This is a genomic window from Prevotella mikamonis (genome assembly GCF_055381405.1).
In genome coordinates this window covers 2,592,264-2,607,452 of the sequence record NZ_AP035785.1, presented here as the reverse complement: position 1 = coordinate 2,607,452, position 15,189 = coordinate 2,592,264, and the positions used below count along the sequence as shown (strand labels likewise).

12 protein-coding genes are annotated in these 15,189 nt (G+C 44.8%); 4 read left to right on the top strand and 8 right to left on the bottom strand.

Features of this window, described 5'->3' with window-relative positions:
- Positions 1 to 3 precede the first annotated feature (3 nt).
- Genes ACZ42L_RS10885 through ACZ42L_RS10870 form a run of 4 tightly spaced genes read right to left on the bottom strand, consistent with a single transcriptional unit; the run spans position 4 to position 7,248 of the window.
- A complete protein-coding gene (locus ACZ42L_RS10885; RefSeq protein ID WP_464716103.1) occupies positions 4 to 1,500 on the bottom strand; it encodes a RagB/SusD family nutrient uptake outer membrane protein in 1,497 nt (498 codons plus the stop codon).
- An 11-nt stretch (positions 1,501 to 1,511) separates the two neighbouring features.
- Complete coding sequence (locus ACZ42L_RS10880) at positions 1,512 to 4,589, bottom strand: SusC/RagA family TonB-linked outer membrane protein (RefSeq protein ID WP_464716102.1); 3,078 nt, start codon at positions 4,587 to 4,589, stop codon at positions 1,512 to 1,514.
- 36 nt (positions 4,590 to 4,625) lie between these two features.
- Positions 4,626 to 5,492 (bottom strand): hypothetical protein, encoded by an 867-nt coding sequence (locus tag ACZ42L_RS10875; protein ID WP_464699212.1) that lies wholly within the window; start codon positions 5,490 to 5,492, stop codon positions 4,626 to 4,628.
- Between the two features lie 31 nt (positions 5,493 to 5,523).
- Positions 5,524 to 7,248 (bottom strand): class I mannose-6-phosphate isomerase, encoded by a 1,725-nt coding sequence (locus ACZ42L_RS10870; RefSeq protein WP_464716101.1) that lies wholly within the window; start codon positions 7,246 to 7,248, stop codon positions 5,524 to 5,526.
- Between the two features lie 126 nt (positions 7,249 to 7,374).
- Here ACZ42L_RS10870 and ACZ42L_RS10865 point away from each other — a divergent pair, with 126 nt between their 5' ends.
- On the top strand, positions 7,375 to 8,115 hold the full coding sequence (locus ACZ42L_RS10865) for a GntR family transcriptional regulator (protein WP_464699208.1): 741 nt from the start codon (positions 7,375 to 7,377) through the stop codon (positions 8,113 to 8,115).
- A gap of 229 nt (positions 8,116 to 8,344) precedes the next feature.
- Here ACZ42L_RS10865 and ACZ42L_RS10860 read toward each other — a convergent pair whose 3' ends face one another.
- Both ACZ42L_RS10860 and ACZ42L_RS10855 read right to left on the bottom strand, forming a co-directional pair.
- A complete protein-coding gene (locus tag ACZ42L_RS10860; RefSeq protein WP_464716100.1) occupies positions 8,345 to 8,752 on the bottom strand; it encodes a hypothetical protein in 408 nt (135 codons plus the stop codon).
- Between the two features lie 21 nt (positions 8,753 to 8,773).
- Complete coding sequence (locus ACZ42L_RS10855; protein ID WP_464699204.1) at positions 8,774 to 9,472, bottom strand: SIR2 family NAD-dependent protein deacylase; 699 nt, start codon at positions 9,470 to 9,472, stop codon at positions 8,774 to 8,776.
- Positions 9,473 to 9,685: 213 nt separating this feature from the next.
- On the opposite strand from ACZ42L_RS10855, the gene ACZ42L_RS10850 reads away from it, so the two are divergent.
- From ACZ42L_RS10850 to ACZ42L_RS10840, 3 genes are all read left to right on the top strand, one after another.
- Positions 9,686 to 10,291: an FKBP-type peptidyl-prolyl cis-trans isomerase gene (locus tag ACZ42L_RS10850; protein WP_464716099.1), complete on the top strand. Its 606-nt coding sequence runs from the start codon at positions 9,686 to 9,688 to the stop codon at positions 10,289 to 10,291.
- Positions 10,292 to 10,320: 29 nt separating this feature from the next.
- The gene (locus ACZ42L_RS10845) at positions 10,321 to 11,196 is read left to right on the top strand and encodes an FKBP-type peptidyl-prolyl cis-trans isomerase (protein ID WP_464699200.1); all 876 of its coding nucleotides are present in this window, start codon (positions 10,321 to 10,323) and stop codon (positions 11,194 to 11,196) included.
- An 84-nt stretch (positions 11,197 to 11,280) separates the two neighbouring features.
- Positions 11,281 to 12,183, top strand: coding sequence for an FKBP-type peptidyl-prolyl cis-trans isomerase (locus tag ACZ42L_RS10840; protein WP_464716098.1), 903 nt, complete (start codon positions 11,281 to 11,283; stop codon positions 12,181 to 12,183).
- 83 nt (positions 12,184 to 12,266) lie between these two features.
- Here the strand turns inward: ACZ42L_RS10840 and ACZ42L_RS10835 are convergent, their stop codons facing one another.
- Both ACZ42L_RS10835 and rseP read right to left on the bottom strand, forming a co-directional pair.
- Complete coding sequence (locus ACZ42L_RS10835) at positions 12,267 to 13,508, bottom strand: OmpA family protein (protein ID WP_464716097.1); 1,242 nt, start codon at positions 13,506 to 13,508, stop codon at positions 12,267 to 12,269.
- 273 nt (positions 13,509 to 13,781) lie between these two features.
- On the bottom strand, positions 13,782 to 15,158 hold the full coding sequence (gene rseP / locus ACZ42L_RS10830) for an RIP metalloprotease RseP (protein WP_464716096.1): 1,377 nt from the start codon (positions 15,156 to 15,158) through the stop codon (positions 13,782 to 13,784).
- Between the last annotated feature and the right edge of the window lie 31 nt (positions 15,159 to 15,189).

Below are 15,189 nucleotides of genomic sequence, written 5' to 3'. Positions count from 1 at the left end.
AGATTAATATCCGTCATTCTGTGTTAGCTGCCCATTTGACAGGTTAATTTCTCTTTGGGGTATGGGGAAGTACCTATTCTCTACGCGCGGCTTAGAACTGCTTTTAGCTGTTTTGATTACATTCACGAACTCCTGTGGTGCAAGCATTCGTTTCAGGTCAAACCAACGATGGCCTTCCATAGCAAACTCATGACGATATTCATCGAGAACTGCCTTCTTGAAGTCAGTATAGCTTGTAGGAATAGGATTGTTTCCAAGCCCTGCTCTTGTTCTTACAGCCTTCAAAGCATTCTTAGCCTCTGCTGTAGGAGCAGAGTGTAGTTCGTTAGATGCCTCAGCAATAATCAGATACATCTCCGCTGTACGAATTGCCGGGAAGATAGCATCGGAGTTATTACCTTTTGGCTCGGCAGACTGATCCCAATACTTGAAGAAATAGGCCTTGGGCAATGTCTCTACCGAACCATCATTGTAAGTAAAGCGCTTTTTGACAGTAATATCTTTTCTAAGATCGTTAGCATCGTAACTATCGTAAAGATTATCAGTGCAATATTCCCAACCCTGTGCATTGTTAGGACCACCCTTGCCCGTATCCATGTTTGGAAGGAGACGTACAAGGAATTGCCCACCTTTCCATCCTTCGCTAAGACTTGTATTGAAGTTCACACCATAGATGATTTCAGAGTTGAAACGATTGGCTATCTTATACAAATCGGCAAAGTTGCTCATCATTGGGAACGATGGGATAACACGCTGGGCACAGTCGATGGCACGCTGATAGTAACTTTTGTCGCCCGTTTCGGCGGCATATGTGTTATAAACACGTGCTAGAAGGGCTGTAGCAGAAAGGGCATAAGGACGCCCACCCCCCTGACGTGCAGCATAGTTCATATTCTTTTCTGCAAACTGCAAGTCCTCAAAAATCTGAGCATAAATCTGGATAGCCGGTGTTCTAGGCATCTGTTCATCACTTGCTCCTGTCATATCATGAAGACGAAGGGGGACATCACCGAACATACGGACGAGGTCGAAATAAACCATTCCACGGAAGAAACGAGCTTCGGACAGCAGTTGGTTCTTCAAAGTTTCATCCATTTCTACTCCAGGTATTTTGTCGATGACAACATTGCAACACTTCACTGTCTGATAAAAATCGCGCCAAAGTATCTCAAGAGGTTTGTTGTATTTGTCGATTTCCAGATTGTCAATAGACTTGAAATCGTTGCTGGTATTATTAGAGCCGGCATTGTCGGATGCCAAATCTTGCAACACCCAGTAATAATTATAGAACAACCCACCAAAGTTCTCGTCCCAAAGGCCATTTGGTGAATACCCGCTGATGAGATAATCGTAGATAGCATTGGTAGCCGATACTGCCTGCTGAGACGTTTTATAGTAACTCCCCGTTGTCATATTTCCCTTTGGAGTCTCTTCTAGAAAGTCACTGCTACAAGAGGACAAAAGCGCAGTTGCTATGAAGTAATATATATACTTTTTCATATTGGAAGTTTTTAGAAGTTAGCTTTTAAACCGAATTCAATAGATTTGCTCATTGGATAAGTTCCGTAATCAGCACCCATAGAGAGATTGTCATTTGCGAAACGGCTTACTTCTGGGTCGTAGCCGGAATAGTCTGTAATGGTAAACATATTCTTAGCACCAACGTAAACTGTAAGACCAGTGCAGAGGAACTTGCTCAATAGCGTTTTATTGAAAGTGTAGCTAAGTGTGATATCTTTTACTCTCATATACGTACCGCTTTCAACATAATGGTCGGAGAGAATATAGCCTGCCGACTGCATGGTAGCACGTGGATAAATACTCGAAGGATTGTCTGGTGTCCATCGGTTCAATACTGCTACAGAGTTATTGTGGTAGCCATCGAGACTCTCTAGAGAGAACTTATTGAAGTTCACTATCTTATTGCCGATATTGCCTTGGAGATAAACGGTCAACGAGAGGGAAGACTTATCGTTGAAAGTATAGCTGAACGTATTGTTAAGACCATAAGCTATATCAGGGTTAGCATTGCCCAACTCGTAAAGGTCGTTCTCGTTCAATACTCCGTTTTCATCTTTGTCTACATACTTCCTGTCTCCAACTCTGAGGGTTTTTCCAGCAAAGAATGGAATCTGTCCAGGGACTTCATCAGACTGCACGATACCATTAGTCCGATAACCATAGAGCGTTCCGATAGGCTTGCCTTCGGTAATTCTTGTCCAATATGTAATACCTAGGATGGAAGCACCGTGAAGCGACTCCGTTGAACCAGCAAGATCGGTAATCCTGTTCTTGTTATACCCGAATGTAACATCTATATTCCAGTTGAACTTACCGGCAAATGGCACTGCATTGATGGTAAAATCAAATCCTTTGTTTTCAAGATTACCAACGTTCTTCATGATGGCATCGTAACCACTATGGTATGATACTGGCATATTAAGAAGCAAGTTCGAAGTCTTCTTCACATAGAAATCTGCAGTAAGATTCAATCTGTTACTGAATAAACCGAGATCAAAACCAAGGTTGGTCTGCGCTGTTGTCTCCCACTTTAAATCCTGATTACTCAAGGTATAAGGTGCTAGCCCCGTTGCTACTTCTGAGTTTCCGAAGTAGGCTTCAGTAGCATACATCAGGCCCTGTGAACTGTAAGGAGCAATACCTTCATTGCCCACTACACCATAACTCAATCTGAGTTTAAGGTTAGAAACCGTACTCTGATTTTTCATAAACTTTTCTTCAGAGACTCTCCATGCCGCAGACGCAGAAGGAAAGAAACCGTACTTATTTCCTCTACCGAACTTTGAAGAGCCGTCGACACGCCCAGAAACTGAGAAAAGATATTTTTCTGCAAGGTTATAGTTTACACGTCCGAGGTAAGACACCATCTGCCACTCAGCGATGCCTGATGTTGCAAGCTGCGTAAGACTACCCGATTGGATGGAATGATAGCCCAGGAATCCATCTTCAAAATCGGCTGTAGCAACATTAGAAATTTCACTTCTGAATCCCTGTGCTGTCATACCAGCCAGGAAATTGAAGTTGTGCTTGCCGAAACTTCTAAGATAATTGGCCGTATTTTCCCATACCCACGTGTAACCATCACGATGTCCTATGTTGGCATATCCACCATTCGACTCTGCCCGTTTGATAGTCTTCGGGGCAAACGACTGGTCTTTAATGTTGAAATAGTCTATACCGATACTTGACTTGAGGATAAGACTTGCAATAGGGTTCCACTGCAAATAGGCATTATCGAGTGTACGGAAGGTCGTATTTGTATTCTTTGCTTCATAAGCATCCTGAACAGGATTACCCACATTAGGAGACGAAAGATTGTTCTCGTATGTGTACTCCCCATTAGTATAAACACCGAGTGCTGGATTCATCTCTAATGCCCATGAAGTGATACTCGATGCAAAACCACCCTCTGAGTTCGTTACAACGCCATGTGATTGGCTATAGCTCAAATTACTTGTAACCCCGAATGTAAGCCACTTATTGATTTCTTGTGAGAAGTTCATACGGAAATTACCCTTTCCAAAGTCTGAACCGATGATGATACCATCCTGAAGCACAAGATTGCCAGATGCAAGATACTTAGTCTTATCAGTACCACCGGCAATAGAAACATCATAATTCTGCAACAAAGCGGTGCGGAATATTTCGTCTTGCCAGTCTGTCGAGGACTTTGCAAGGTTATTCAAGCCCGCAAAAACAGGCTTTCGCTCTACACCGTCATTGTCAGCAGCTTCGTTAGCAAGATTTGCAAGCTGAACAGCATTAAGCATATCCATCTTCTTTGAAAGATGCTGAAAAGAGAGATGTGAACCAAAATTGATGACAGGCTTACCAGACTTTCCTTGCTTTGTCGTAACAAGCACAACACCATTGGCACCTCTAGAACCGTAGATAGCTGTTGCAGAAGCATCCTTGAGAATCTCCACAGACTCTATATCGCTAGGATTAATTGTGGTAAGAGGATTCAGCGTAGGATTCTTGGTAGCACCTGTTGACAACGATGTCGGGTCGCTAATCACCGGCATACCGTCGATAACGTAAAGTGGTTCGTTGTTACCATTGATAGAACTTGTACCACGAATACGAATAGAAGTGCCACCACCAGGTTGTCCCGATGTATTCATTACCACTACACCCGATGCACGCCCTTGGAGTCCCTGGTCGAAAGATGTTATCGCGGTACGACTAAGTTCGTCGGCCTTGATAGTAGAAATGGCAGATGTAAGATCGCTCTTCTTCTGGACACCATAACCGACAACAACCACATCATCAAGAGCCTTGAGGTCTTCCTGCATAGTAATAGTATACGTGGTTTTACCTGCTACGACTTTAACAGTGGCAGTCTGATAACCGATATAAGACACACTAATGACATCGTTCGGAGAAGCCATTACTTTGAAACGACCATCCAGGTCGGTAATAGTAGCTGCCTTACCTTTATTGACAGCTACTGTAGCACCCAGAATTGGTGCATCGCCGGCATCCACAACTACACCTGTGATTTGCTGTTGGGCCATAGCGCTTGCCACAGACACGAACATGGCGAGAAGCAATAGGAAAAATTTCATATGTTTTTGCGTTTTCATACTCTAAACAATTAAAGATTAATAGCTGCCCGGATTACAGGCTTCAATATGATAGCTTGCCGGATTTGCACCACCATACGGGCGGAAGTCGTCTGTCTTTGAAACTGGTTCGAACGTTTCGACCACACGCTCATCAGCTGCATATCCTGGAAGGAATGAAAGATCTTGGCGACTTTCGAGAATCATTTTTCGGTCTTCGAGTTGAAGTACCTTGTATTTAGTAATGACAGGGGCAGCAGGCGAGAAGATATTATACTTAATCGTATAGAGAGAATCTACCTTCGCACCATTCATGACAGCCTGCCATGAGCAGTAAGAATCCAGAGTTTCCATCCTGCCTGCCGAATACACATCTCCCCAATCTACCTCCCAGGTTAGGTCGGGATTGAAGCGATTGATGTTGTCTTTCATATCGGCCGTAGCATAATCATCGCTTTGAATAATCTGAGAAGTCAACTTCCAATCATACTTCAGGAGAAGTGGCATCTGCGCTATATCCACCGTACAAACAATGTCGGCAGCATCAACGTTATCATTATTAGCATCTTTGGCATAGAAAGAATAGACAAGAATACCAGTCTCATCTCCAGACACGATTTCCTGCCTGAAGGTGTATGGAAACGTCATAGAAGCCGCCTGAAAAGTATGCTCGTACGACTCAACGGTCTTACCATTGATACTTTTCTTTACGTTAATAGCATTTACTGCAGATGGGTCTGACAAGTTGATATCGACAGCAACGGTATCACCAATTTTCACAGTGGCCGTGTACTGGCTGAGAGTCAGCAGATTAACAGCACTCCGGTCACTATCGCATGATGTAAATCCAACTGTCAAGAGAATTGACATCACCGAACACAAGATAATAGATTTTTTATACTTCATATTTAGGTAGGTAGTAGGTTTTGGTAATAGACTATATTCTCACATATGCTTTCAATGTCATACAGCGCTTGCCTGCCGACAATCCATAAGGCTCTATCACATATTCTTCAACAGAGGCTGGGATAATAAACGTTTCTGCATAGTGTACGACAAATGGCTCAAACGCATTCGTCGGGCTTGTAATGACAGCTTCGTCCCCATCTACGAGGTTAAGCACATTTACACTTCCGTCGGTTTTATGAAATACCTTTCCCGTAAAAGTATGGCGACGGGTTTCAATAAATTCGTTCGGATGCAATCCCGTTCGTTCTTCCACATAGTCATCGGTTTCCTCGATAACAGAAAAACGGTTGCAAAGGTGTTTCCGGGCATATTCTGTATCGCGCCCCCAGTCAATGACCTGTCTCCCTCGTTCAACATTGATAGGACGTGGTTTACCATCAAGGCCGAGACGTTGCCAGTCCCAAAGTTTGAAGGTGAAAAGATTTGGTGTAGAACTTATCTCAAGCACCATACTGTTTTGGCCGGAACAATGAATAGTTCCACCAGGAATCAAATAATGGTCGTGCTTTTTTGCAGGGAACTTGTTTACATATTTTTCTGCATCGAAAACCAGATTCCCCTTCTGGGCTGCACGCAAATCGTCAATCATCTGCTCCTTGTCTATGCCTTCTTTCAATCCCAGGTAGACAACAGCTTCGTCAGTAGCATCGAGCAGATAATAGCTTTCGTCTTGCGTATAATGTATGCCAAAGTTCTCGTGTACAAACTGCGTCGTTGGATGAACCTGAAGACTAAGGTTTCCACCTTCCATCGTGTCAAGGAAGTCAAAGCGGATAGGAAAACTCTTTCCGAAACGGCTCTCTACAGCTTCACCAAGCAGACGACGAGTTTCGAAGAGTACAAGATTTTGCGACGGCATCTCAAAATCCACACCATCCACATTGAAGTACAGACTATTCTCTTCCGGCACACAGTCGAAGCACCATCCATAGTTGATTTTCTCCATATCCAGACCGCAGACCGTCTTCATCCACTGCCCTCCCCAGGGAGCCGGGTCAAAGAACGGAACAACCCGGAACGGCTGCCGTGCAGTCTTCTTCAGGCCTTCCATCATCAACACATTGGAAATCATCTTTGGTTCGCCGGCTTTGTTGGTATCAATCCAATACGCAATACGACCAGCCGCTCCAAGACTGTATTTGTGCCTGTCACAGATATTCCAATCATTGAAGAACCCCCTCTTATACTGTAGAGAAGGCGACTCTGCACTGTTATCAACACCCAATGCCTTAACAGTATGAGCCCTGAAACGCTGCTGGATTTCCCACCGTGCCATATCAAGATAGAAGACAGGCGCATCCTTGCCTACAAACAAAGCCGCCCCTGTCCCAATCACAACATACTTGGCAGATGTCTTATACTTCAAGTTTCCAATCTTTGTCTGATCAAAGTATTCCTCTAATTGCACATTGGAAATATAACCAAACAAGACATCGTCGGTCATAAATCGCCTGGTGAGTTCCATCACCTCTGCCTCCGGCTTCATAAAGTCTCTTGTGCGCAACACTTCTCTGTCCGAATTTGCAAACGCAGCCTCTACTTCGGCTTCATGCACACCTGTATACAGTTCTACAGCCCAAACCTGAGCGGAAGCATATTCTTCGGAGAGCCTGTCAAGAATATCTTCCCATCCCATAGCAATGTCGCCAGACACAGCTGTAGCAGGGTATTTGTCGTAATTGGATTTTCTCATATTTTCAAATAGATTGTTCGAACATATTAATTTTGTGCAAATATATGTATAATAACAATAGCATCCAAATATTTTTTGAAGTTTCTGAGAAAAACATTATATTTGTCTTCAAAATCATTAAAGACTATGGAACTAGGCATTAACCCCCAGTCAGAGAAGCCATTACATGAACAAGCAGAAGCCATTCTCCGACAGTTGATAAGTAAAGACGAATATCAGCGCGGGAAATTTATTCCCAATGAAGTTGAATTGTCTGAACAATTAAACATCTCCAGAAACACTTTGAGACAAGCTATTAACAAACTTGTTTTCGAAGGATTATTGATACGCAAGCGAGGAATAGGCACCAAGGTCGTACAGAAAGGTTTAGTAAGCAGAGTACAGAATTGGCTCAGTTTCTCTCAGGAGATGAAAAGGCTTGGTATCGAGATTCGTAATTACGAACTGCATGTGAGCTTTATGAATCCGCGTGAGATGGAAATAAGAAACTTTTTCAATCTTCCTAACGATGACAATGCCACAAACTGCCTTGTTCTGGAGCGTGTACGAGGAAACAAAGAGTTTCCATTCGTTTATTTCAAGTCTTATTTCAATCCTGAAATACCATTTACAGTCGAAGAGAATTTTGCCAAACCGCTATATGAAATCCTTGAGAAGGATTATAATGTTATAGTCAAAACCAGCAAGGAAGAGATACGCGCTGCACTTGCCGGAAGCTTCATTGCCAAGGCACTACGTATCGACGACAAAGACCCGATTCTTATCCGTAAGCGATTTGTATATGACCAGGACGGTAAACCCATTGAATTCAATATTGGATATTACCGCGCTGACAGTTTCACTTATACAATAGAAGCAACCCGATAGCAAACTAAAGATTTACACCTGTACACCGGTTGATTTAAAATAAAAAAACAGATGTTCCCCTGCAAGGCTGCAACAGTATGGCTGCAAAGCCTTGGCAGTGTTGCTGTTAAGCCTCGGCAGCAACACTGCCGAGGCTTTGCACTTTGATGAGTGACGGACAGACGAGACACAAGCAAACTGAGATGGAGCTGTCAGGCCGGTTCTGTTGCAGTTGAGCCGAGACGACATGCTACTCCGATTCGCTCAGGGGCGACATCTGGTAATGGTAATCGAGCGAGAACGTTTTGCGGGAAGAAATTTCCCAAGCACGCCCGTCTTCGGTATCAAACAGTACGAAGGCATGGCTGCTGGGATGGAAGACCAGGGCAAAACGCCCCTTATACTGCGCCTCTGCCGGCACGAGTGGGCGGGCATTGATAACCGTGATACCACGCCTGCTGCTAAGTGTAGTACCCAAAGACACTTGCTTCAATTCGCCCGTGCAGGTATTCAGGCTGAAGAAAAGGCTCGTAGAAGGACTCTTGTACAAGTGCCAAGTTGTGTTATAAGTCTGGATCAGGGAGTCTAATTGTATTTGCGACTGTGCGCTGCACGCCATCGAGACGAACAGCAACATGACTATCATTATTCGTTTCATATACTACTGTTTTATGTCAATTCAAAGTTTTTCCAATTCGCTGACGAGCTGTCGCATACCCTCCGACGCCCCTTTCGCAATGTGGATTATCGGTCGGCCGACAGTATTCACAGGGTTCGGGTCGATGAGGTAGACCGGTACGCCTGGGCGAACATACTGTACGAGTCCGGCAGCCGGATAGACATTGAGCGACGTCCCGATGATAACGAACACATCGGATTGGCGAGCTGCCAGGGCGGCAGAGTCCATCATTGGAACAGACTCGCCGAAAAACACGATGAAAGGACGCAGCAACGAACCGTCGCCGGCCTTGGTTCCCGGCTGTATCTCGCAGTCGTCTTCAGGCAGTTCGCGTATGAACCGACTGTCGTAAGGGACACGGCTGGAACACACTTTAGCCAGTTCGCCGTGCAGGTGGACAACCCGCGACGAGCCGGCTTTCTCGTGCAGATTGTCTACATTCTGCGTAACCACGGTCACATCGAACTGCTTTTCCAACTCACGGATGAGCCGATGGCCCTCGTTGGGCACAGCCTGATACAATTTCTTACGCAACATATTGTAGAAGTTAGTCACCAATGTGGGGTCGGCCTCCCATCCTTCGTGGGTGGCAATCTGCTCTACAGGATAGTTCTCCCACAATCCATCGTTGCCGCGAAAAGTCTTGAATCCACTCTCCACCGACATCCCTGCTCCGGTTAGAAATACGATATGCTTCATATATTTTAAATTGACGAGATGGCAAGCCAATCAGTCTCAACACTGTCGGCCACCTAAACACTCCATTCTTCTATCATTCTGAGAGACGTGCAAAACTCTCTACTCCCCCATAAAATTAAGGATTTTTTGGCTATCGCGCGAAAGAAAGTCAGATAAAAAATGGTAACTTTGCAAAAATATAAGCACATTATTATAACAACAGAACATATATTTATGGATAAAGTAAGTTACGCTTTAGGATTGGGTATCGGCCGACAGCTGTCGGGAATGGGTGCCGAAGGCTTGAACATCGATGATTTCGCACAGGCCATCAAAGATGTGATTGCCGGTGCAGAGCTGAAACTCGGCGACCAGGAAGCGCAGACCATCGTACAGAATTTCTTTGCAGAGAAAGAAGCCCAACAGCAAGCCGCTGCCGCCGAGAAGGGCAAGGCAGCCAGGGAAGAGGGCGAAGCTTTCTTGCAAGAGAATGCCAAGAAAGAAGACGTAAAGACCACTGCCAGCGGTCTGCAATATACGGTGTTGCGCGAAGGCAACGGCAAGAGTCCCAAGGCTACCGACCAAGTGGAGTGCCACTATCGCGGTACATTGATTGACGGAACACAGTTTGACAGCAGTTACGACCGCGGACAGACCGCTACTTTCGGCCTGAACCAGGTTATTGCAGGCTGGACTGAGGGCTTGCAGTTGATGCAGGAAGGCGCTATGTACCGTTTCTTCATCCCCTACCAGTTGGGTTATGGCGAGCGTGGTGCAGGGGCATCTATTCCTCCTTGCGCAGCATTGATTTTCGATGTAGAGTTGGTAGCCGTCAAATAGGAATATCTTAAAAAATCAATTATAAAATAATGAAAAAACTTTCAATCGTAGCCGCTTTGGCTATCAGTGTAGCCGCCCTGACATCATGCGGCAACTCAACCCCCAAGGCTGACCTTAAAAATGATGTTGATACGATGAGTTACGCTATGGGACTGTCGCAGACTCAGGGCCTGAAAGACTATCTCGTAGGCCGTATGCAGATTGACACTACCTATATGGAAGACTTCATCAAGGGTTTGAACGAAGGTGCTAATGCCGGTGACAACAAGAAGAAGGCTGCCTACTATGCAGGTATTCAGATTGGCCAGCAGATTAGTCAGCAGATGTTCAAGGGCATCAATCACGAAGTATTCGGTGATGATTCTACCAAGACTATCTCTATGAAGAACTTCATGGCAGGATTCATTGCAGGCACAACCGGCAAGACCGGCAACGTGAAGATGACTCAGGAGCAGGCTCAGATGATAGCTCAGACAATGATGGCACGCATCAAGGGCAAGAACATGGAGAAACAGTATGGCCCTAACAAGGAAGCAGGCGAGAAGTTCCTCGCAGCCAACAAGAGCAAGGCCGGTGTGAAGACATTGCCTAGCGGGGTGCAATACAAGGTCATCAAAGAGGGTAAGGGCGCTATGCCGAAAGACACTTCTATGGTAGAAGTACAGTACGAAGGCAAGACTATCGACGGCAAGGTGTTCGACAGTTCTTACCAGCGTGGCAACCCTGTAAGCCTCCGTGCCAACCAGGTAATCAAGGGTTGGACCGATGCTTTGGTTCACATGCCTGTAGGTTCGGTATGGGAAGTGTATATTCCTCAGAACCTTGCATACGGCGAACGCGAGCAAGGTCCTATCAAACCTTTCTCTGCCCTTATCTTCAAGATAGAATTGTTAGGCGTGAAGTAAACCGCTTACCTGACCATATTTAATTAAAACAAACCCTCTTTCCCTCGTGGAGAGGGGGTTTGTTGCATATAAAACATAACAGAAATGAAGAAAACCATTTTAATCTCCATCGCCCTCCTGATGGGTACACAGGCTCTGACTCTTCAGGCCAAAGACAAGAACAAGAAGAAACAGGCTGCACAGACAGCGATTACCATCAAACTGGTTACCCCCAGCGACTCGGTAAGCTACGCAGCAGGAATGTCGGCCACGCAGGGGTTGATTCCCTTTATCAAGCAACAATATGAGGTAGACACCACTTATATGGCCGACTTCATACAGGGTTTCCGCGACGCGCTGAATCGCTCTAACGACCCGAAGTTTAAGGCTTACAATGCCGGCGGACAGATAGCCAACATGGTGAACGAGCGCATCATCACACATGCTCGCAGTGCATTTGAGGGTACACGCGATTCTATCAATCAAGAGAAGTTCCATGCAGGATTCATTGCCGCCCTGACCAACGACACCACACTATATACCCTGACAGCTGCCGATAAGATGTACCGCGAGCGTATGGCTGCCGACCAAGAGCTAAAAAACGCTGCTTACAAGAAAGAGAATGCAGACTGGTTAGCTCGCAATGCAAAGAAAGAGGGAGTGGTGACGTTGCCTAGCGGACTACAGTACAAGATACTCAGGGCTGGTAACGGCGCTAAACCCACAGAGACGCAGGAGGTAACCGTGAAGTATGTTGGCAAACTGATAGACGGTACAGAATTCGACAACAGCTATAATCGCAACCCACAGACCACATCTTTCCGCTGTAATCAAGTCATCAAAGGCTGGACAGAAGCACTGACCATGATGCCCATGGGAAGCAAATGGGAGCTGTTCATCCCTCAGGAACTTGGATACGGTGACCGTCAGGCCGGTAAAATCAAACCTTACTCTACTCTCGTCTTCACCGTAGAACTGGTTGGTATTACGGTTGAAAGTAAGAAATAGAGAGAATTGATATTCCCCAAAACAAAAAGAGAGTGAATCCCGTTGAGGATTCACTCTCTTTTTATATCTCTGATAATTCCTGATTACTCTGTAATCTGAACAGTAGCACGGCGATTGAAAGATACTGGTGACAGAGTAGCTACACCACCTCTTCCAACAGTCTTAATCTTCTTACTATCAATACCCATATTATTGATAAGTTCGTTAGCAACAATTTGAGCACGATGCTCTGCCAACCACAGGTTGCGTTCTGCTGAACCCGTTGCACTGTCAGCATAACCGGTAACAAGGATATTAGAATTGTTCTCTCTAGCATACTTAGCCAGTGCGCGAACGTTCACAAGATCCTTCTGAGAAGCAATATCAATCTTGTTCAAATCGAAGAATACAGAAATAGGAGTTGTGATAAACTCTTTAACAGATACACTCTGCACCGTATTAGGTGTTTTCAGCATTTCTTTCAAACGATCAATCTCACCGTTAAGCCCGTTAATCTTAGAATCGCGGTCGTTAAGCTGATTACGCAAATCGTTGATTTGTGCATTCAACCCTGCAATTTCGTTAGGATCACAAGGCTCTACGAGTGTGAAATGATGCTCGCCGTTAGAACTCTTGAAATGATAAGTAAGACCTGCCATCAACTCAATGTTGCTATGATTCATGTCAAAGCGTGCACCATTGTTGTGCTGAACAGCAAAACCATCCATATCCCATACGATGGCTGGCTTTACGGCAAGAGTCCAAGCCTTTTTCTCGCCAAGATTGAAAAGGAAGTTCAAACCTGCTTTTGTAATCCAAGAGTCGCGACCATCGCTGTAACCATCATTCAAGATTTTGCCTGATGCATCTTTATAAGCTGTACCGGGATTACCATTATTGATATACTCCAGATGGTCAGCATTGAAATAGTAACGCCAACCAAGACCCAATACACCTTCCAACTCGAAAGTACGGGGAACACCCTTGTAACCACCAAAGAAATTCATGAAGTTCAGCTTACCCAATACAACGAAGTCATTGTAGTCTATAGCTGTCTTACTGTCTGTCCAGTTCACTGCTGCATGATCTTGAACAGCAATTCCAAAAGCAGGAACTATCTGCTTGGTCAATTCAAGACCAAAGATAGGACGCATGCCTCCCCAGAATGCTCCTTGCTTGAAAGCTTTATTAGAACCAGGGACTTGATCCAAATGGCTGGAAGATGTATTGCCACCAACCTCAACCCCAAGAGACCAGTTATCGAAGAATTTATTACCCTCGAATCCTTGTGCGTTTGCGCTCAGTGTCATAACACCGGCTGCAATAATAGAAAGTAGTTTACGCATAAATTAAATAAATAAAAACCTTAAAAGTACGCCAGACTTAAATCTTGTAATACTTGATTATATAAAATTATGGGACAAAATTACAACAATCCTTATTATACCACAACTTTTTTAACACTAAAGATAGCTTTTGAATGAAATATATTAAATTTTGAACTATTTTGAGGTAATATAGACATACTTCATCTCTGCCTTTGCTAAAAAATGAAAAAGCAGTGCATCTATGCTCGGTTTACATAGATGCGCTGCTCATCAACAATCCATTTTGGATGACTACATATAACCCAACCAACGCAAGATATCATTGAGATTGGCAAGCACCATCAATAACATCAAAATGCCGATGCCCACATACTCAGCACGAATCATAAACGTCTCACTGGGCTTGCGCCGCGTTATCATCTCGTATAGAAGGAACAATACATGTCCACCATCAAGTGCCGGAATCGGCAGGATATTCATAAAAGCAAGGATAATGCTGAGGAACGCTGTCATCAGCCAAAACATATGCCAATCCCATGTTGGAGGAAAGAGACTGCCTATAGCGCCGAATCCACCAAGACTCTTTGCTCCGTCGGCAGTGAACACATACTTCATGTCACTGACATATCCAGACAACACATCCCATCCATATCGCACACCAGCAGGGAAACTTTCGAAGAATCCATAAGACACATGCGTCTCCTTATATATATTAAAGAGATTCTTTACGACGAAACCTAACTTCAGTTCAGAAGTCAATATCGTGTTGACGGTATCCAGCTTCTCTGTCCCGGCCTTCTTGACAACAAACGATGCTGTGCGTACTTTCAGGCTGTCTTGTGGTGTCTTTGCATCCATCATCGCATCTGACAGGCGGGCCAACTCATCCATAAATTCATTGTAAGAATCGACCGGTTTACCGTTCACGGCCATCATTACATCCCCCTTGGCAAGCCCTATCTTGGCTGCTGGAGAACCGCCTAGTACACTATCTACCTGTGCTGGCACGAAAGGAGAAACGAAACGAGGTTCCGACTTCAGCATGCCGAGCAGATTAATCTCGCCTGGAAGAGACAATGTCATAACCTTTCCGTCACGCACAAGTCGTACACTATGAGCCTCAGAGAGGTCGCGGAACATATCTGCACCATAATCCTTAAAATCGCCTTTCTCCGTTCCCAGCAATATGTCTCGGTCTTGAAAACCCAGGGCCTTAGCTTCCTTGTTGAACTTCATACCCATAGACATGTCCTTGACAGCCACGTATGATTCTCCCCAATGGAACAAGACCATCGAGTAAATGAACAGGGCCAAGAGGAAGTTCACCAATACTCCACCTATCATAATAAGGAGTCGCTGCCATGCCGGCTTCGATCTGAATTCCCAAGATTCGGCAGGTTTCTTCATCTGCTCGGTATCAAAACTCTCGTCTATCATTCCCGATATCTTACAATATCCACCGAGTGGAAGCCAGCCTATACCATATGTCGTATCACTCTTGCGTGGCTTGAATTGGAACAGATGGAACCAAGGGTCGAAAAAGAGGTAGAACTTCTCGACACGAACACCGAAAAGCTTAGAGAAAAAGAAGTGTCCACCCTCATGGAGCAGCACCAATAACGAGATTGCCAACATAAACTGTAGCAGTCTTATCAAAAATATTTCCATTGTCTATAGTTGTTTGGACTAAATGAATGAT

What these genes read in the sequence shown, in the direction of transcription:
- ACZ42L_RS10840 (WP_464716098.1), top strand. Translation starts at nt 11,281, where the DNA reads ATGAAGAAAACCATTTTAATCTCCATCGCCCTCCTGATGGGTACACAG.
- ACZ42L_RS10880 (WP_464716102.1), bottom strand. Translation starts at nt 4,589, where the DNA reads ATGAAATTTTTCCTATTGCTTCTCGCCATGTTCGTGTCTGTGGCAAGC.
- ACZ42L_RS10845 (WP_464699200.1), top strand. Translation starts at nt 10,321, where the DNA reads ATGAAAAAACTTTCAATCGTAGCCGCTTTGGCTATCAGTGTAGCCGCC.
- ACZ42L_RS10835 (WP_464716097.1), bottom strand. Translation starts at nt 13,508, where the DNA reads ATGCGTAAACTACTTTCTATTATTGCAGCCGGTGTTATGACACTGAGC.
- ACZ42L_RS10865 (WP_464699208.1), top strand. Translation starts at nt 7,375, where the DNA reads ATGGAACTAGGCATTAACCCCCAGTCAGAGAAGCCATTACATGAACAA.
- ACZ42L_RS10860 (WP_464716100.1), bottom strand. Translation starts at nt 8,752, where the DNA reads ATGAAACGAATAATGATAGTCATGTTGCTGTTCGTCTCGATGGCGTGC.
- ACZ42L_RS10850 (WP_464716099.1), top strand. Translation starts at nt 9,686, where the DNA reads ATGGATAAAGTAAGTTACGCTTTAGGATTGGGTATCGGCCGACAGCTG.
- ACZ42L_RS10875 (WP_464699212.1), bottom strand. Translation starts at nt 5,492, where the DNA reads ATGAAGTATAAAAAATCTATTATCTTGTGTTCGGTGATGTCAATTCTC.
- ACZ42L_RS10855 (WP_464699204.1), bottom strand. Translation starts at nt 9,472, where the DNA reads ATGAAGCATATCGTATTTCTAACCGGAGCAGGGATGTCGGTGGAGAGT.
- ACZ42L_RS10870 (WP_464716101.1), bottom strand. Translation starts at nt 7,248, where the DNA reads ATGAGAAAATCCAATTACGACAAATACCCTGCTACAGCTGTGTCTGGC.
- rseP (WP_464716096.1), bottom strand. Translation starts at nt 15,158, where the DNA reads ATGGAAATATTTTTGATAAGACTGCTACAGTTTATGTTGGCAATCTCG.
- ACZ42L_RS10885 (WP_464716103.1), bottom strand. Translation starts at nt 1,500, where the DNA reads ATGAAAAAGTATATATATTACTTCATAGCAACTGCGCTTTTGTCCTCT.